Genomic DNA, 15,034 nt, shown 5'->3' on the forward strand with positions numbered 1-15,034 from the left:
TGAAAAGTGATTAAAGATGGAAATTAAATTAAAGGATACAACAATTAAAATAAACTTTTTAAACAGAAGTATAACCATAGAAGATTGGATTAGAATAGATGAAAATACAAAAATTTGTTATCCAAAAAAAATAAAGTATGGTATTTTTAGTTTTTTAAAAGTTTTGTATTTACTTCTTATAAAAAAACACTATTACGAATTTTTGTTTTTCAACCTTATGGATAAAGTGATCCTATGAATGAAGAAAAAATATTTTGTTGGGTGTGTGGTAAAAGAATAAAAGGTAAAGCTATAAGGATAAGTGATTTGGTGTATTTTCCTTATCCTACTTATATTTGTGATAATCCTTTTTGTGCTTTAACAATAGTTGAAAGCAAATGCAAAATAATATGGGTGTTTTAAATGAAAATAGAAATATATGACATAAAAGAATTTACAAAAAAAGATATGGGATTGTATTTAGGTGGTTTGTTGGAAAATATTAGGTGGCAACTCGATTTACAAGAATGCCTTCTGTATTGTTATACAGATTATTTAACAATAGTTTATAATATAAATAAAGATGAAATGAAAATTTACCTAAAAAATTACAATTTCTTAAAAAAAATTATTGAGGTGACAAAATGACTAAAAAAGAAGAAAAGATATTGAAAAGTTGGGGATATTCAGAAGAAGAAATAAAATTTATTAAAGAAATGGGTTTAAAACATCTTTACCTATAAAGTATTTAAATTTGTATATACATAGTGGTATTATGGTAAAGCTTACAAAAAGAATTAAAGACAAAATAGAAAAGCATTTGAAAACATTAAGAATTGATAATCCTAATTGGATTGATTTATGGGATAGTAGTTTAAGTGTAGAAGAAAACTTAAAAAACATAATAGGGACTGAAAAACCTATTAATATAAATAAAGAAGAAATAGATTATTATAATAGTTTAGCAGAAAAACAAGAAAGAGAATATATAGCAAAGTTAATAGAAAAAGATTTACAAACAATTAAAAATTGTAAATCCATAGAATTGGATAACTACTTTTGGCAACTAAAAGAAATGCTAAATGTTTTTTTAAACCAAAATGAAATACACACTTTGTTTTTAATCGGAGATCCTGGTATGGGTAAAACATTTAACACACTTAGGTTTTTGTCAGAAAAAAATATAAGTTTTGAATACATTACAGGTTTCATAAGCCCCTTACAACTATACCATTTATTATACAAAAACAAGGATAAGTTAATAGTATTCGACGATACACAAGCCCTAATAAACAATAAAGCATCTTTAGGTTTGTTGTTAAGTGCTATGTGGAGTGCTACAAAACACAGAATACTACAGTGGAAAACTACTTCTAAAGAATTACAAGCCCCACAAATGTTTGAATTTAAAGGTAAGATAATTTTTTGCTTAAATTCTGTACCAAGCAATACAGATATTAAAACTTTATTGTCAAGGTGTTTTGTAGTTGAATTAAATTTCGACTACTATACTATTTTAAAAATAATGTATGAAATAGCTAAGTTGCCTGATAAGGATCTTACAATTGAAGAAAGGATTAAAATTGTCGATTTCATAAGAGAAAACTCAAGCCCTGCTACTCAAGATTTTAACCTTAGATTACAGAAAAAAATTGAAGTGATTTACAAATACAATAAAGAGAATTGGCAAAAATTGGCTAAACTTATGCTTAAGGAAGATAAAGATTTAGCATTAGTTAAACAACTATTAGAAAAAAATGTTAAAGTTAAGGATGCTGTAAAAGAATTTGTAGAATTAACAGGAAAAAGCAGAGCTACTTTTTTCATTTATAAAAAAAGATTAGAGTGCGTATAAATTTTAAAAAAAGTCTAATTAGTCTAATGGTTTTTATATGTGAGGCAACAAAAGCTCTATCTCAAAAGTGCGTATAAATTTTAAAAAAAGTCTAATTAGTCTAATGGTTTTTATATATGATGTTTTTGTTTTTTAAAACAGCTTTTAATTTATTGAAATTTTGGAGAAAACAAATGGCAAATCAATAACAACAGAAAAGTATTTATATTTATCTGTGTATATACACAAGTATGAAAGCATTATGGAAAGGTAGCATAAACTTCGGGTTGGTAAGTTGCCCCATATCACTATATGTAGCCCACAAAACGCACGACATAAGCTTTAACCAACTATGCCCTTGTGGTGGGAGGATAAGAGAAAAAAGGTTTTGTGAAAGAGAAAACATAGAAGTTCCTTACGATAAGATCCAAAAAGGTTTTTACATTTCAAAATCTCAAGGTTATGTTGTTTTCACTAAAGAGGAATTGGAAAAGCTTAAACCAAAGAGTAGTAAAATAATAGAAATAACAAGTTTCGTAAATGCTGATGAAATAGACGATTTGTTTATAGAAAAAGCTTACTATGTTTTACCTGATGAAAAGGGATTGAAAGCATACTTCTTGCTTAAAGAAGTTTTGAGCTTGACAAATAAGGTTGCTGTTGGTAAGATAACCTTACATAATAGAGAAAGCATTTGTGTAATAAAATCATACAAAAATGGATTGGTTTTGTTTTTGCTTTACTATCCTGATGAAATTGTTGATTTAGATAAGCTGTTTAAAGAGCAAGGCATACCTAAAGAAGAAGTTAAAAAAGAAGAGTTGGAATTAGCTAAAATGCTTGTTGAAAAACTTACAAATCCATTCAAAATAGAAGATTTCAAGGATAGCTACACAGAAAAATTACAAAATTGCATAATGGCAAAAATTGAAAACAAAGAGTTTAAAATTGAAGATAGAAGAGAAGAAACGAAAGAGTTTAAAGATTTGATGGAAGCTTTGAAGAAAAGTGTAGAAATAAAGTCAAAAAAAGTTGAAAACAAATAAGTATTTATACTTTATATTATTGTTTCTTTTTTGCAAATTGGACAAAAAAATTGATGTTTTCATCTTACCCCATTTAAATTGCTTCCATTTCTTTCAATTTCTTTAAATCTTCAATTGCGAGGAATACTTCCCTGTGTATTTTTTCCAAATTTTCTGCTGTATCTTTATTCTTTTGTATTTCATCTTCCAGCAAAGCTTTTGCTGTTTCTAATCCAACAAGAGAAGCTTCAATTGTTATCTTTTTTTCTTTTTCCATATTATTCAATTGGAATTAAAATTTAAATAATTATGTGGTCATTATTTTTTCAAAAAAGTTGAGAGCAAATAAGTATTTATACTTTATGGTCAAAATATTCATTATGAAGAGAAAAACATTAGCAATTGATTTTGAAACTTACGAGAGATTGATAGCTTGTCAAGGCATACTACAAAACAAGCTAAAAAGGAAAATAAGCTTATCTAAAACAATAAACTATCTTATAAAATTTTTTGAAATAAAAGGAAAAATTCCAAAGGAATTATTTTGTAGCTAAATCGTTTCTTCTAATTTTTTGGCAAAGATTTCCTCTTTTTCCAACATAGGTAATCTTGCTTCAGGTGGAATTTTGGATAAACTATAGGCAAAAGCTTATGTAATCAGGTTCTACTTCTTTTAACAAAAGCTCTTTTCTCCATTTATTAAACAATTCCCTCAACTTCAACTCTTTTATTTGGCTTGAAGTAAGAATTTCACCAAGTCGTTTTTCTTCCAACATTTCAACCAATCTTATTTCAATCCCAAAGCTTCTTTTAACTTCTCTACCGAAAATTCTTTCTTCAACTTTTCCAAATTTTCAGCTATCTCTTTGTTTTCCATTTCAACTTCTATCAAGTGCGTGGAAGAATAAGCTTTAAGCTCTGGTGGTATGCCTGTTATTGCTATCCAATCGTTTTCGCTATACCCCAATTTTTCTGCTTCTTTGGGCATCCTTACAAACAATGTGCCTTTTTTAATTACACCAATTGTCGTGAAAATGTTTTCATCCATCAAATCGCCTCCTCTAATTTAATCTCTTTTAACAATTTACATCTATCATTCCACAATTCTATTATGTTTTTGTTTTTAGTTAATTGCTCTATTTTAGTTTTTTCACATATATCAATAGCTTCATCAAGTTTTTTAATAGCTTCCTTTTTATCTATAAAATATAATTGAAAATATTGTCTAACTAAATCACCTATCCTATTATTAAGTTTTTCAATTTCTTCAGGTTTTTCATCCATCAAATCGCCTCCTTTTCTTTCAATTTCAAGCAATAATATTTAAGCTCTATTTCAGGGATAAGAACTTCTATGATCTGATTATTATGTGGAAATTTAAGCAACAAGTCACCAGCTTTAAACTCTGGTTCTGACCAAGCAGTTTTCACAACACTTTCTGTTGCCTTATCTTTCAAAAACATTTTTGCCATATTATCCAATCATAATTTTGGCAAATAGTTTTAAATACTTTTGTGGTCATTTTAAAATAAGGAGGAGGAGTATGAGTATTCACTGCTTGTCTTGTGTTAGCTTTACTTCTAAATCAAAGAGATTGAAAAAATGCTTGAATTGTTCTTTTAGCATTAGAGAAGGCAACTACCTTTACCTTGCCCCGTTTGGTTGGATAAAAAAGGTAACTTGGTGAGCAAATGATTTATAGAGTAAGCTTGGTTCATATGTATTATAGCAGACCACCAAGTGATAAAACTCCGCAACCTTTTGCAGAACTTAGAGTTTTTGTATTCAAGGATCATCCTCTCACTATGTTTGAGATAAATACAATCAAAAAGGTTTTAAAAGAAATAATAGAAAGATTAGCTGTAACGATTGAATCAATAAATCACGCAATCCTTCAAGGAAAAGTGCTTGTTTCTGAAGACCAAGAAGTGATTCCAATCGATGGTAAAATAGTAACTGAAATTCACGGTTTTGAAGTTGAGGAAGTTGATTACGACGAAGTGGCACAATATTTTAGATCTCGTTTTGCTGATGAAACACCATCAACAATTCCTTTTGACATCCCATTTAGATATGTTAGATTTTATGATTTGGATGGAGAAATAAAAACAGAATACAACGAGTGGGATTTGATTGAAGCTGAAAAACAAATAGATGTTATGAGAAGGATACTGTCAAAGGAAATGATAAGATTTCTGCAGGAAGAGTATTTCCCTATTGTGAGAGAGATTGAAGAATACAGGAAAAGGTATGAAGAATTAATCGAAAAAATAAGGGGAGGTGTTTGAATGAAATATCCAAGTGGGGAGATGGATGAAGACATATTTACCTTAACTCAATCCCTTAAAGATATTTTGGAAAAAACGAGAGAAGAGATGAATGCTTTTGTAAAGTATAGAGAAGTTGTTGACAAATTGATTTCATCTTTAAACGAAAAAGTGGAAAATCTTGAAAAAGAAATACAAAAGATAAATGAAAAATTGAATGCTAAAGGTTTGGGATAAATGAGAGTAACAATAGACCTTGACGATGACAGCTTGTTGAAAATGCTTTGGGTAGCCATAAAAGGAACTATACTGTGCAAAAAACTGCCTTTCAAGATAAGGAGAACCGAAAGGGGTTGGCACTTGATTTGGAAAGGACTTAACATAAGTGAAGAGAAAAGCTTGGAATATAGGAAAAAACTTGGTGATGATCCAAACAGGATAAAGCTTGACGAAGAGTGTAGCAAGAGAATCAAGCAGGTTTTATTCACAGAAAAGCAAGTATTTTATTACGATGGAATTTTCCCTAAGTGGATAGGAAGAGAATTGGGAGAAAAAATAAAAGTGTGTCCGATATGCAATAAAGAAGTTGAGAAATCGGAAAAGAGGTGGCTTATTAACGAGAAAAAGATAGTAATTTACCACACAGATGGAACAACTTGTGAGCTTCCTTTAAAAAAAGTAAAGTGCGAACTTACTCCTAAAAATGCAAAGTTTTTACAAAGTTAAAACTATTTACACAACTTCTTTAAGTTTTCTCCTTATTTCCATCGCAGTTTCTCTATCTTTTATTTTGAATGTCCTCATATCTGCTAACAAGTAGTAATCATCTTTTTCCATATGCTTTAGTATTATTGGATACTCGACAAACAAAAGAAATGGATCTATGCTTTCAAGCAATTTTTTCCTTTCTTTCATTCCAAGTTCTTTTATTTTTTTCTCTTTAATCAAGTTTTCAACAAACTCTTTTTCACTCATTTAATTACCCCTTTTCTGCTTTTTTTCTATATTATTTCAGTTCAAAATCAAAACTTAAATAATTATGTGGTCAAGCTCTCTTCAATCTTTTCTTTGTATCTATCGTAAATTTCTTTAGCCACTTTTAACGCTTCTTTTTCGCTCAAGCCCCAATCAGTTAAAACACTTCCTATATCAGTCAAAAAATCTTCTTCTACACTATTTTTATCTTCGTCGGATTTTTCATCCTTCTTTTTCACTTTTTCTATTACTTCTGCCACTTTGCTCCAAAAACCCATCAAGTTGCCTCCATCATCCTTGCTTTCTTGTAATCTATTAGATACTTCTCATATCCTCTAAGATATTTTTCAAATTCTTCTGGTTTCATAAAAATATTTGTAGCAGTAATCCAATTGAAAACAAGGGAAGCAAAACCGAGCTTTTTTGCTTTTTCAACCGACAGCACTAATTACCGCCTCCTTCCTAAGTTCTTTCCACTCTTGTATGTCAAGAAGTGTTTTGTTCGTAAGCTTGTCGTAAATCGGTAAAACCTTGCTCGGAGAAATGTAAAGGTCAGGAAGCAGTAATGCTATCCTTCCAGCATCCGATATTATCTCGTATCTAATTACTTTTTCGTCCATTTAAACCACTTACATTTTTTCTATTCCCATCTCTTCAAAAATTCCTTTCTTTTCCTTAGGCAATATCTCTATTCCTGCCCTTTTGAAAGCTTCTTCCACTTTTCTTTTTTCAGCTTCTCTTTTCCAAGCTTCCAAAGTTTCAACCATCTTTTTCCAAGCTTCTTTCCCTTTTTCTATCATAAGTTTTATGTCTTCTGGTGTTATCCTTGTGACTTCTTCTTTAACTTCTGTCTTAAGCTCTGGCTTAACTTCTTCTTCTATTATCTTACCTGTCCACAAATCTATCTTTGCCATTCATCCACCGACAGCTTCCTTGAATGCCCTCATCCATCTCTTGCTGTGCTCTAAAGCTTCTGGCATCATCTCTACTTGTGCTTTCGCAACAAGTTCAGGATTAGCACTATCTAAATAACTTGATAATGTAAAAACATACTTTTTTGCCCTGTTTATTGCCTTTTCTATAAATGCTTCGCTGAACCCTTCTTTCTTCATCTCTTCTTTAAACTTTTCCAAGAGTGGTTTTATCTTCTCTTCAACTTCTGGTTTGAATTCCATATTAATCAATAATATTTGAAAAATAGAAAATAAAAGTTTTCGTGGTCACTCTAAAGCTTCTCTTAACTTATCTATTTCATTTTTTGCATCTCTCGTCCAATCTATCAAATACCTTATAGAATTTGCATCACTACTTGTTCTTACCCTCTTCAATATATCTTTCAATTCAATCTCTGCTTCTTCAAATTTCTCCTTTATTTTATCCAATCTTTCCTTTTCCATAATTATAATAAAAAAAGAAAAAGATAAATTCGTCTACCAAATTTTACTGATTGGAAGTTTTACTTTTAAGAGAAAGCTTCTATGTATTTCTCTGCCCAATAAGCTTCTTTCCCTCTCACAGCATTTGCGAAATCCTCTGGTGTAACTGCTTCAACCCCTTCTCTCCATCCAATAACTTTTTCGTGAGTTTCAGGAACTGGTTTACCTATGAACAAAGATACTCCTTTTGCATATCTTGAACTTTTGTCAGTAACGCCTTTCTTCCATTTTTGACCTGCCCTTTCCATTTTCCTTGCCCACTTTTTCTTTGCTAATTCAATAGTTGTCATTCAACTTCACCTAAAGTTTAAATAGTTTAAATACCATAAATATTTTCGTGGTCAGACCAAAAACCGAATTACCACAAACAAAATTTTTAAAAATAAGGGTAACTAATAAATTCTATAATTTTCTAAAAACTTTTTCTCAAGAAATGGGTATAAGCTTGAGTGAGTGTTGCAGAATAGCAATCGAAAGCTTTTTTATGGCGTTGATACTTGGAAGAATGAAAAATCTACACAAAGAATTCTATAGGAAGTTTAAGAAATGAATGGAGAAATAACAATATCAAAAAGAAAATACAAGCTTTACAAAGCATTTACAATACTTTGGTGGATCTTGTTATTTGCTTTTGGCTTGTTTTCCATCTATGTTTATGTCCGCACTTACGACATAGCTAAGGAAATTTGCCCTGAATGGTATGCTTGTTGTTTCAACAAAAATCTTAACTTAACGCTCATCGAAAACATAAACTTGACTCAATCGAAAACATAACTTAAGAATACCCAAAGCACTAACAGAACGAGAAAGAAAACGAACAAGTCATTCTTCCAGTAGCTTGGCATATTCAAAATTATCAGTAGTGAAAACATCAAGATTATGAAACCGAGCAAAAACCTTATTGGTTTCATATTCTCAACACCACATACTTAACTATTACGAACAACGCAATTATCACGCAAACCAATATCGAATAGTATATCCAAGTTGGAAAGTTGCACTCTTTCCTCTCTTCGTCGCACCCAAATTCGCACTCAACTACTTCAGTTTTTATGTATGGATAAGTTTTGTTTCCAAGAGTTATGTTTGCCAATTTCTCTATGTATAAACTGTTGTTAACGCAGTATTTTTTTGTTTCAACAGCATCGAACAACAGCATTTTTACTTCGTCTATGTTATCAACTATGTAATTTAAAGTTTGGTTTATTTGCTCTTCAGGGTTGTTCTCGTATGTAATCCATATTCTGAAGTGAACATTGTAAATTATTTCAGAAGGTCTTAATCCAACGACATATATTCCCGAAGAATTTATCACATTGGTGCAGTCGAAGTCAGCAACATACTGCGTTTTTCCTGTTAAGTAACTCGTTATGCTCGATGTTTTGCAGGGAGTTTCGTTTACCATAATTTCAATAGTTGAACTTGCGGATTGCTCTTCCACAATTCTTATGTTAGCTACAACAATCCTGCTGACTCCATCTACTGGAGTGAAGTTTAAAGTTACATACCCCCAAGTGTTCTTGCTTATGTAAGGCAAGTATCCGAAATACATATCAAGAGTTTTTATCTCCCTTATGCCGAAAGCTATCGCAGATGCTGGTGACTCTTGGCAAAAAGCACTTGGAAAAGCAAGAAGGAAAGCGAGCAATAAAAAAAATTTCTTCATCCACCTGTCCCCCTAACGAATTCAAGTATGGTGTATATTAAAGCTATCAAAAAAGGTGTGAATAGCAAAGCTCCCAAAAGCAAAAAATCTGTGCTAACGCTCATAAGTCGGAAAAAATACCCCAAGTTCAAAAATGGATAAACTATGTAATCTATTATCGTTGGCTCTGGTGGTATTGTTGGTGGGGGAGGGGCGTTCTTGACTATTGTTGCCCCTGCCATAGAGCTTATCTGAATTATGAAACTCAAGAAAAGAGAGTAAAACAAAATGAACTCAAGCTTTGTTATCATAGCTATTCATATCACCCCTATTATTACTTTAGCGAATATAAGTCCAGCTATTATTATGAAAACTATAACGAGCCAAGCAGGATATATTCCAGAAATTGCGTAAATTATAGAAAGTAAAACAACGCACCCAAGAAATATAGCTCCGCTCGACTTTAAGTCGCCACCAGAGTATTTTGCTATGCTCAAAGTAACTAATCCTGATATTCCTATTAACATCATAGTTGAAATGAATATCGGTGTGAAGAAAGCACCCATCCATCCAGCACCTACTGAAACTAAAGCTGATTGGTTTATCAAAGGTTGTTGGTAAGTTGGGTAAGTTGGCAAAGCTTCTCTTGAATATCCTTCCCCAACAATTCCTGTGCAGTCAAAAGCTATTCTTTCTGGTTCTCCTGCCCAAGCTACATCAAACTCAAGTCGATTGCTTCTTGCACTTTGACCATCCGCACTCAAGATATGAACATCTATTCCCCTGCTTCCACTCCAAAACTTGAACCTTCTCTGAACGCTGAAAGGAGGTTGTGAAGTATATGTTTCGTAGCATATCATATTTCCCCAATCTTCCCAAGTTGCATAATATGGTGGTGCTCCTCCATAAACTGTCAAAGTTAGTGTGAATATTGTTTGTGTATCACCTGTTGTTGGACTCATCTCTAAACTCAAGCTTAATGGTTCTCCTTGTGCAACACACTCCACATAAGGAGTCACAGGATTTGAATACATAACATTCCCTACCGAATCCCTGACTTTCGCACCATAACTCTCGTTTCCACAAGGAAGGGTTGTTGAAAAAGAGCAAGTGCCACTTGACTGCAAAATGCACCTTCCTATCCAAGCATCTTCACCATACCTTATCGGAAACACTACCACAGTATAAGGAGGTGTCCCATTGTATATCAAGCTCGTTGAAAACCTAAAGATTGTGGTGACATTCCCAACCAAAGGCGAGACGAACAAATTGAATGGAGCTATCCCTGCACCATAAACAGTTATTGTTATCGTGTCAGTAGTCCCAACCCAATTTTCAGCATCCCTGACTCTAAATCTTATTGTATGAACTCCTGGTCTTCCATATGAATTCCAATTAACTATTAAGTTTTGATCGTATCTTGGAGAAAAGTCATACTCTTCTCCATCAACGATCATCGTCGCAACATAAGGATATGCCAAGTTATAAGTTGAGAGATAAATTTTGAATATTGTTGTTTCGTTACCGCTTAATGGTTCTGCATTTATCACAACTTTTTTTTCAGCTGGAGAAACATAACTAAATTCAACTTCTGTTTTTCCAATTATTCCAACCCAAGTTGGAAAACCAGTTGGAGAAATGCAATTTAAACTTATGTTAGCGTGAACATTGCTCGTTATCGTAGTCCCAGGCAAACCTATTCTATACCTCACAACTTCAGTATTCACTCCTTGATTGGTGCAACTCAAGAATTTTATTTCACATTTTTCACCATTCCCGCCAACATCAGCTTCTGGACTGCAAGCTTTCAACTCGAAAGTTTTGTCTGGCGACTCAGCACTCCCATTCACAACATAGATCTTAGCACTTGTTTTTACGCTTATGTTTATTGCATTGCTTGGAATGTTGATATCATCTATATCACAAATGAATAAAGTATTGCTTGGGTAAGTATTGTTATACTCACAAGTTCTTGTTATTTTTGCTGTGTAAGAAGGAACTCCAACTCTCTGCAACCATAAACTAACATCAGTTTCCGCAACAAAAGCTTCTTGATAAAATATCGAATCTGTAATTACCCTTATTTGATCGAACAAGCTATCAATTGGATAAAAAATATCGTAAGTAACTACTGGCATTTCACCTCGTGGGCATTGCCTAACTCCGATTGAATAATTCCCCGCACTTTCAATTTCCATACCAAATACACAAGCTTCATAACCCACACCATCAAAATAGCAACTTTTTTGCAAATTACCAATACTAAGAGTTATATTTGCTGGGGCATAAAATTTTACAGTAAAGAAATTTCTTCCCTCAAAAAGTGGTTCATAGTTAATCGATTGATATCCATAACAATTTGGTTCTATATGCCAAAGAAACATAGTAATATTCCTCGCATTCGGTTGTATAGCCCTTGTTTCTGGTGTATTTATGATTGTTTCCTCTATTTTATACCAATTGTATGGATTGAACTTGAAAAATAGATATTTAAAGTTTTGACCTTCCATTTCCCTAATTAGAATTTTATTTGCTTCGAGCTGATCATTGCCTATCCTCCAATAACTTATATCGTTATAACAATTCTCAAAACTGTAGCACCCATATGTAGTCCAACCTATCAAAGGAATGTCGTTAAATTCTAACCAAAGAACCCCTTTTCTTATTTCCCTCACATATATACCATACCTATCTGAATTTTGCTGACTTCTTCCTTCAAAAACAAAATACAAAAAACAATCGCTGTGGAACCTGCAACCACCAACAGAAGGATAAACATACCCTTTCTTGATGTATGTTATGCCAGAATCTATTATCCTATCCTTTTTTAAATCCCACCTCCAAGCATCGTTTACTATATCAAAAAAGTTGTATAAAACATGTATTCTATTATCAGTCCCTCTGTAAGCTATTACAGGTGTGTTGAAATCAGTGTCGAACCCCACAGGCATATGGAAAGTAAAAGCAGGAATTAGATCTGTTATGACAGCATCAACTTTATAAGGCATAACTTCTATTCCACTACCACCATTTTCATATTCTGTTAAGTTAAAAGTAATGAAACCTAAGCTACCATTGTAGAAAGGTATTATTAAATATCTTTTAGCCCAGGTGAAGTAGTTGTTGAACAATGTTAAGTTTTCCCCATCTTGATAATGAAACTTTACTCTTGTCTCTTCTAAAACTCCATATTTATCATACCTGTTTACATAAATTCCCCACTTTCCTTCTTCCTCCTCTTTTTTAGATAATATAGAAAAGTATCTCTCCCTTAACGAAAATACAACTGCTGGAGATGTTTTATTGATTGGAAGTGCTAAGTTTACCCAATCTAAGTAATACTGTGCGTTCACTTCCGAAACAAATAGAAGTAAAAAAAATAATAAAGGAATGATAACTTTTTTCATTCCCCCACCAATTTTTATTTCATTTTTCTACCTTAAATCTCTTTCTATATGCTTTTGTAAGCCGAATAGAAAAAGAAAAATATCAAGCACAAAAAGAAGAAAACAACCCAAACATAAGATTCTTGTGGCACTACCATCAAGGGAGCTACATTTGTTATCAAGAAAGATATGAAGATCATACCTACAATTATGCTTATGAAAGTCAAAATCTTTTTCCCTATCATTCTATCAATATTTGTTTTTTCAACTTTAAATCTATAACCATCCTGTTATTCCAGCAAAAACTATAATGAAAGCTATTACCACAACTATTGCTAACAATATTTTAATCATTCCAGAAAAGCTTATTTCTGGATTTAATAAATAATCTCTCAACACAAAGAAAGGAACTAAGCTGAACATCACTATTATTATCAAAGCCCCCATAATTCCTCCCAAGCCCAAATCTGAAAGTCGTGGAATTGTTATTATGAAGTATCTAACTTCAGAAGTATTACTTACTTCACTATCACTGCAATTTATGAACCAACTGTGCTCACCATAGCTTATTCCTTTAATTAAAAAGTTTGTTAGGGTATTATTCAAAACTGAAGAATTCGTTTCGTTCAACAAACCATCAAGGTAAATTGAACACTCAAGTATATTAGCTGAATCATCTATTGCAATGAAACTGAAACTAATATCTTGTGTATATAGCTTTGAATTGTTTTCAGGTATATTTAATGTTATTTGAGGTGGTAAAGGTGGAGGTGGCATTGTTAAAGGCAAGTAATCTATATTTGGCGGATCTTCTAATAAAACATAAGGTTCATCGCAAAAACCATCTTTATCTTCATTGCTACAAGTGTCAGAATATCCATTTCCTTCAGGATTAGTCCAATAGTTTCCACCTATTTCTAAACCTCTACCATATATCCTTTTTCCAAACTGTTTTGTAGTGTTCCAATAATTTACATTACTATTGTTGAAATAAACATTGTTCGTATTATTAAATAGGTTGTTATAGATAAGATTAAACTGTCCTCTATTTATCCAAATGCCATATTGGTTATCTTTTATTATTGAGTTTTTAATCGTATTGTAATCATTATCAAGGTATATCCCATAAACAGAATTGACAACCATCACATTATCCAGTATGTTTGAACTACCAGTGACATTGATTCCTATATTTGAGCTTCCATTGACAAAAACATTGTTTAATATGTTTGAACTTAGTATTGTAATTCCGTTGGAAGAAGTAACATTCATATTTGTAATATTATTTGAGTTACCAATACCAACATAATTGCTGAACACAATAATATTTTTCAGAGTATTATTTGAAGCTATACTAACTATATCTGTATAAATTACTGCATCTATTAAATTATCAAAATTATTTGTTTCTAAGCGACCCCCATAAACGGTTATATTTTTAAAAACATTTCTGTTTCCAATATCTCTCAACATCCCATAACCGATAACATTTTCAATAGTATTTGAATTCCCTTCTACCCATATTGAATTCCTTGAAATTAAATTTTTGATAGTATTGTTTGTGCAATAGCCACTAAATTTAATCCCATAATACCAACCATAGACATTGCTATTGGATATGTTGTTGAAACTTGAATCTACTATATGTATACCTATAGCACCATAAGTATACTCACGAGTTATTATATTCTCAAAAACATTAAAATTGGAATTATGTAAAGTTATAGGAGTTCCTGTTATATTCCTGACTACGCTATAGTTTGAGTTTTTCAAGTAAATATTATTACTATAAGGGTGTATATAACAATTCTGAATAGTTATATTGTTAACTCCTTCAGCATAAATGACATATTCTCCAGATTCCCAAAACCCATAATATTGACAATCTAAAACAATATTGTTCGCTGTTATGTTTATGCAAGGAGAAGAATTTATATTTATATGATTTGTCACATAATATGTCTCGCCTTCTTGGTCTAAAACAGAGCAACTGGAAATGTATGTTACTGCTTTAGCCCCTTGAATAACAAAAAGAAAAAGGATGAAAGCTGTTCCCAAAGCTATCAAAGGAGGGCTTTTGTTATTCTCAAGAGTATTTATTTTCATCACTGCCCTCCTTCTGCCTTACTGCTTAAATGCCGAAGTCAATGCCGAATACTTTACCTGCAAGTTTGGCTAATCCTAAACCTATAGCAATTCCTACCAAGAGCGGAAGCACCAAAGCTCCAATAGTGCCTCCAACTCCAAGCTGGCTTAGATTTCCTGTAGCTTCTGCAATGCTTTGAGTCACTGATGGAACTAATGAAGAAACTCCATAAAGAACTGCTACTCCAATTATCGCAGTTATTAATAGCCCTACTCCAACAGCTTCTGCTTTGTTTCCGAATAGTTTCTTCAATCCGAACATACTCATCTTAATTTTAACTTGTTTTTCTAATTTAAAAATCAGTATTAAATTCCCTAAATATTACACGAAAAATATAAATC

24 protein-coding genes are annotated in these 15,034 nt (G+C 32.0%); 7 read left to right on the plus strand and 17 right to left on the minus strand.

Annotation, left to right across the window (positions count from 1 at the left end; translation table 11 throughout):
* The first annotated feature begins 234 nt into the window (after positions 1–234).
* The 4 genes from ABIK75_07005 to ABIK75_07020 all read left to right on the plus strand — a co-directional run bounded on the left by ABIK75_07005 (position 235) and on the right by ABIK75_07020 (position 2,859).
* Complete coding sequence (locus tag ABIK75_07005; protein MEO0090831.1) at positions 235–402, plus strand: hypothetical protein; 168 nt, start codon at positions 235–237, stop codon at positions 400–402.
* A complete protein-coding gene (locus tag ABIK75_07010) occupies positions 403–627 on the plus strand; it encodes a hypothetical protein (GenBank protein MEO0090832.1) in 225 nt (74 codons plus the stop codon).
* A gap of 127 nt (positions 628–754) precedes the next feature.
* Positions 755–1,834 carry a hypothetical protein gene (locus ABIK75_07015; protein MEO0090833.1) on the plus strand — a complete coding sequence of 360 codons (1,080 nt, stop codon included), beginning with the start codon at positions 755–757 and terminating at the stop codon, positions 1,832–1,834.
* A gap of 230 nt (positions 1,835–2,064) precedes the next feature.
* Complete coding sequence (locus ABIK75_07020; GenBank protein MEO0090834.1) at positions 2,065–2,859, plus strand: Ku protein; 795 nt, start codon at positions 2,065–2,067, stop codon at positions 2,857–2,859.
* Positions 2,860–2,932: 73 nt separating this feature from the next.
* On the opposite strand, the gene ABIK75_07025 is transcribed toward ABIK75_07020, so the two are convergent.
* From ABIK75_07025 to ABIK75_07040, 4 genes are all read right to left on the minus strand, one after another.
* Positions 2,933–3,115, minus strand: a complete 183-nt coding sequence (locus tag ABIK75_07025) for a hypothetical protein (protein MEO0090835.1) — start codon at positions 3,113–3,115, stop codon at positions 2,933–2,935.
* A gap of 510 nt (positions 3,116–3,625) precedes the next feature.
* Positions 3,626–3,886 carry a hypothetical protein gene (locus ABIK75_07030; GenBank protein ID MEO0090836.1) on the minus strand — a complete coding sequence of 87 codons (261 nt, stop codon included), beginning with the start codon at positions 3,884–3,886 and terminating at the stop codon, positions 3,626–3,628.
* A complete protein-coding gene (locus ABIK75_07035) occupies positions 3,886–4,122 on the minus strand; it encodes a hypothetical protein (protein ID MEO0090837.1) in 237 nt (78 codons plus the stop codon). The genes ABIK75_07030 and ABIK75_07035 overlap by 1 nt, the downstream gene beginning before the upstream one ends.
* Positions 4,122–4,310, minus strand: coding sequence for a hypothetical protein (locus ABIK75_07040; protein MEO0090838.1), 189 nt, complete (start codon positions 4,308–4,310; stop codon positions 4,122–4,124). The genes ABIK75_07035 and ABIK75_07040 overlap by 1 nt, the downstream gene beginning before the upstream one ends.
* 219 nt (positions 4,311–4,529) lie before the next feature.
* Between ABIK75_07040 and ABIK75_07045 the strand changes: the two genes are divergently transcribed.
* From ABIK75_07045 to ABIK75_07055, 3 genes are read left to right on the plus strand one after another with little or no spacing between them, the layout of a single operon-like run.
* Positions 4,530–5,126 (plus strand): hypothetical protein, encoded by a 597-nt coding sequence (locus ABIK75_07045; GenBank protein MEO0090839.1) that lies wholly within the window; start codon positions 4,530–4,532, stop codon positions 5,124–5,126.
* Positions 5,127–5,147: 21 nt separating this feature from the next.
* Complete coding sequence (locus ABIK75_07050) at positions 5,148–5,342, plus strand: hypothetical protein (GenBank protein ID MEO0090840.1); 195 nt, start codon at positions 5,148–5,150, stop codon at positions 5,340–5,342.
* On the plus strand, positions 5,343–5,831 hold the full coding sequence (locus tag ABIK75_07055; GenBank protein MEO0090841.1) for a hypothetical protein: 489 nt from the start codon (positions 5,343–5,345) through the stop codon (positions 5,829–5,831).
* A 6-nt stretch (positions 5,832–5,837) separates the two neighbouring features.
* Here the strand turns inward: ABIK75_07055 and ABIK75_07060 are convergent, their stop codons facing one another.
* The 13 genes from ABIK75_07060 to ABIK75_07120 all read right to left on the minus strand — a co-directional run bounded on the left by ABIK75_07060 (position 5,838) and on the right by ABIK75_07120 (position 14,954).
* The gene (locus ABIK75_07060) at positions 5,838–6,080 is read right to left on the minus strand and encodes a hypothetical protein (protein ID MEO0090842.1); all 243 of its coding nucleotides are present in this window, start codon (positions 6,078–6,080) and stop codon (positions 5,838–5,840) included.
* A gap of 62 nt (positions 6,081–6,142) precedes the next feature.
* Positions 6,143–6,358 carry a hypothetical protein gene (locus tag ABIK75_07065; GenBank protein MEO0090843.1) on the minus strand — a complete coding sequence of 72 codons (216 nt, stop codon included), beginning with the start codon at positions 6,356–6,358 and terminating at the stop codon, positions 6,143–6,145.
* Positions 6,358–6,525, minus strand: a complete 168-nt coding sequence (locus tag ABIK75_07070) for a hypothetical protein (GenBank protein MEO0090844.1) — start codon at positions 6,523–6,525, stop codon at positions 6,358–6,360. Before ABIK75_07070 ends, ABIK75_07065 begins: the two co-directional genes overlap by 1 nt.
* On the minus strand, positions 6,512–6,700 hold the full coding sequence (locus ABIK75_07075; protein ID MEO0090845.1) for a hypothetical protein: 189 nt from the start codon (positions 6,698–6,700) through the stop codon (positions 6,512–6,514). The genes ABIK75_07070 and ABIK75_07075 overlap by 14 nt, the downstream gene beginning before the upstream one ends.
* Before the next feature lie 9 nt (positions 6,701–6,709).
* Entirely contained in the window at positions 6,710–6,994 is a 285-nt protein-coding gene (locus ABIK75_07080; protein ID MEO0090846.1) for a hypothetical protein, read from the minus strand.
* The gene (locus ABIK75_07085; GenBank protein MEO0090847.1) at positions 6,995–7,255 is read right to left on the minus strand and encodes a hypothetical protein; all 261 of its coding nucleotides are present in this window, start codon (positions 7,253–7,255) and stop codon (positions 6,995–6,997) included.
* Between the two features lie 45 nt (positions 7,256–7,300).
* Entirely contained in the window at positions 7,301–7,477 is a 177-nt protein-coding gene (locus ABIK75_07090) for a hypothetical protein (GenBank protein ID MEO0090848.1), read from the minus strand.
* 65 nt (positions 7,478–7,542) lie between these two features.
* A complete protein-coding gene (locus ABIK75_07095) occupies positions 7,543–7,806 on the minus strand; it encodes a hypothetical protein (GenBank protein ID MEO0090849.1) in 264 nt (87 codons plus the stop codon).
* A 617-nt stretch (positions 7,807–8,423) separates the two neighbouring features.
* Entirely contained in the window at positions 8,424–9,182 is a 759-nt protein-coding gene (locus ABIK75_07100; GenBank protein ID MEO0090850.1) for a hypothetical protein, read from the minus strand.
* Positions 9,179–9,472 carry a hypothetical protein gene (locus ABIK75_07105; protein ID MEO0090851.1) on the minus strand — a complete coding sequence of 98 codons (294 nt, stop codon included), beginning with the start codon at positions 9,470–9,472 and terminating at the stop codon, positions 9,179–9,181. Before ABIK75_07105 ends, ABIK75_07100 begins: the two co-directional genes overlap by 4 nt.
* 6 nt (positions 9,473–9,478) lie before the next feature.
* Positions 9,479–12,568, minus strand: coding sequence for a hypothetical protein (locus ABIK75_07110; GenBank protein ID MEO0090852.1), 3,090 nt, complete (start codon positions 12,566–12,568; stop codon positions 9,479–9,481).
* Between the two features lie 255 nt (positions 12,569–12,823).
* A complete protein-coding gene (locus tag ABIK75_07115) occupies positions 12,824–14,653 on the minus strand; it encodes a NosD domain-containing protein (protein MEO0090853.1) in 1,830 nt (609 codons plus the stop codon).
* Between the two features lie 25 nt (positions 14,654–14,678).
* Entirely contained in the window at positions 14,679–14,954 is a 276-nt protein-coding gene (locus tag ABIK75_07120) for a hypothetical protein (GenBank protein MEO0090854.1), read from the minus strand.
* Positions 14,955–15,034 lie beyond the last annotated feature (80 nt).

This window comes from candidate division WOR-3 bacterium (genome assembly GCA_039801725.1).
Classification (GTDB): Bacteria; Hydrothermota; Tepidihabitantia; order Tepidihabitantales; family DTDR01; genus DTDR01.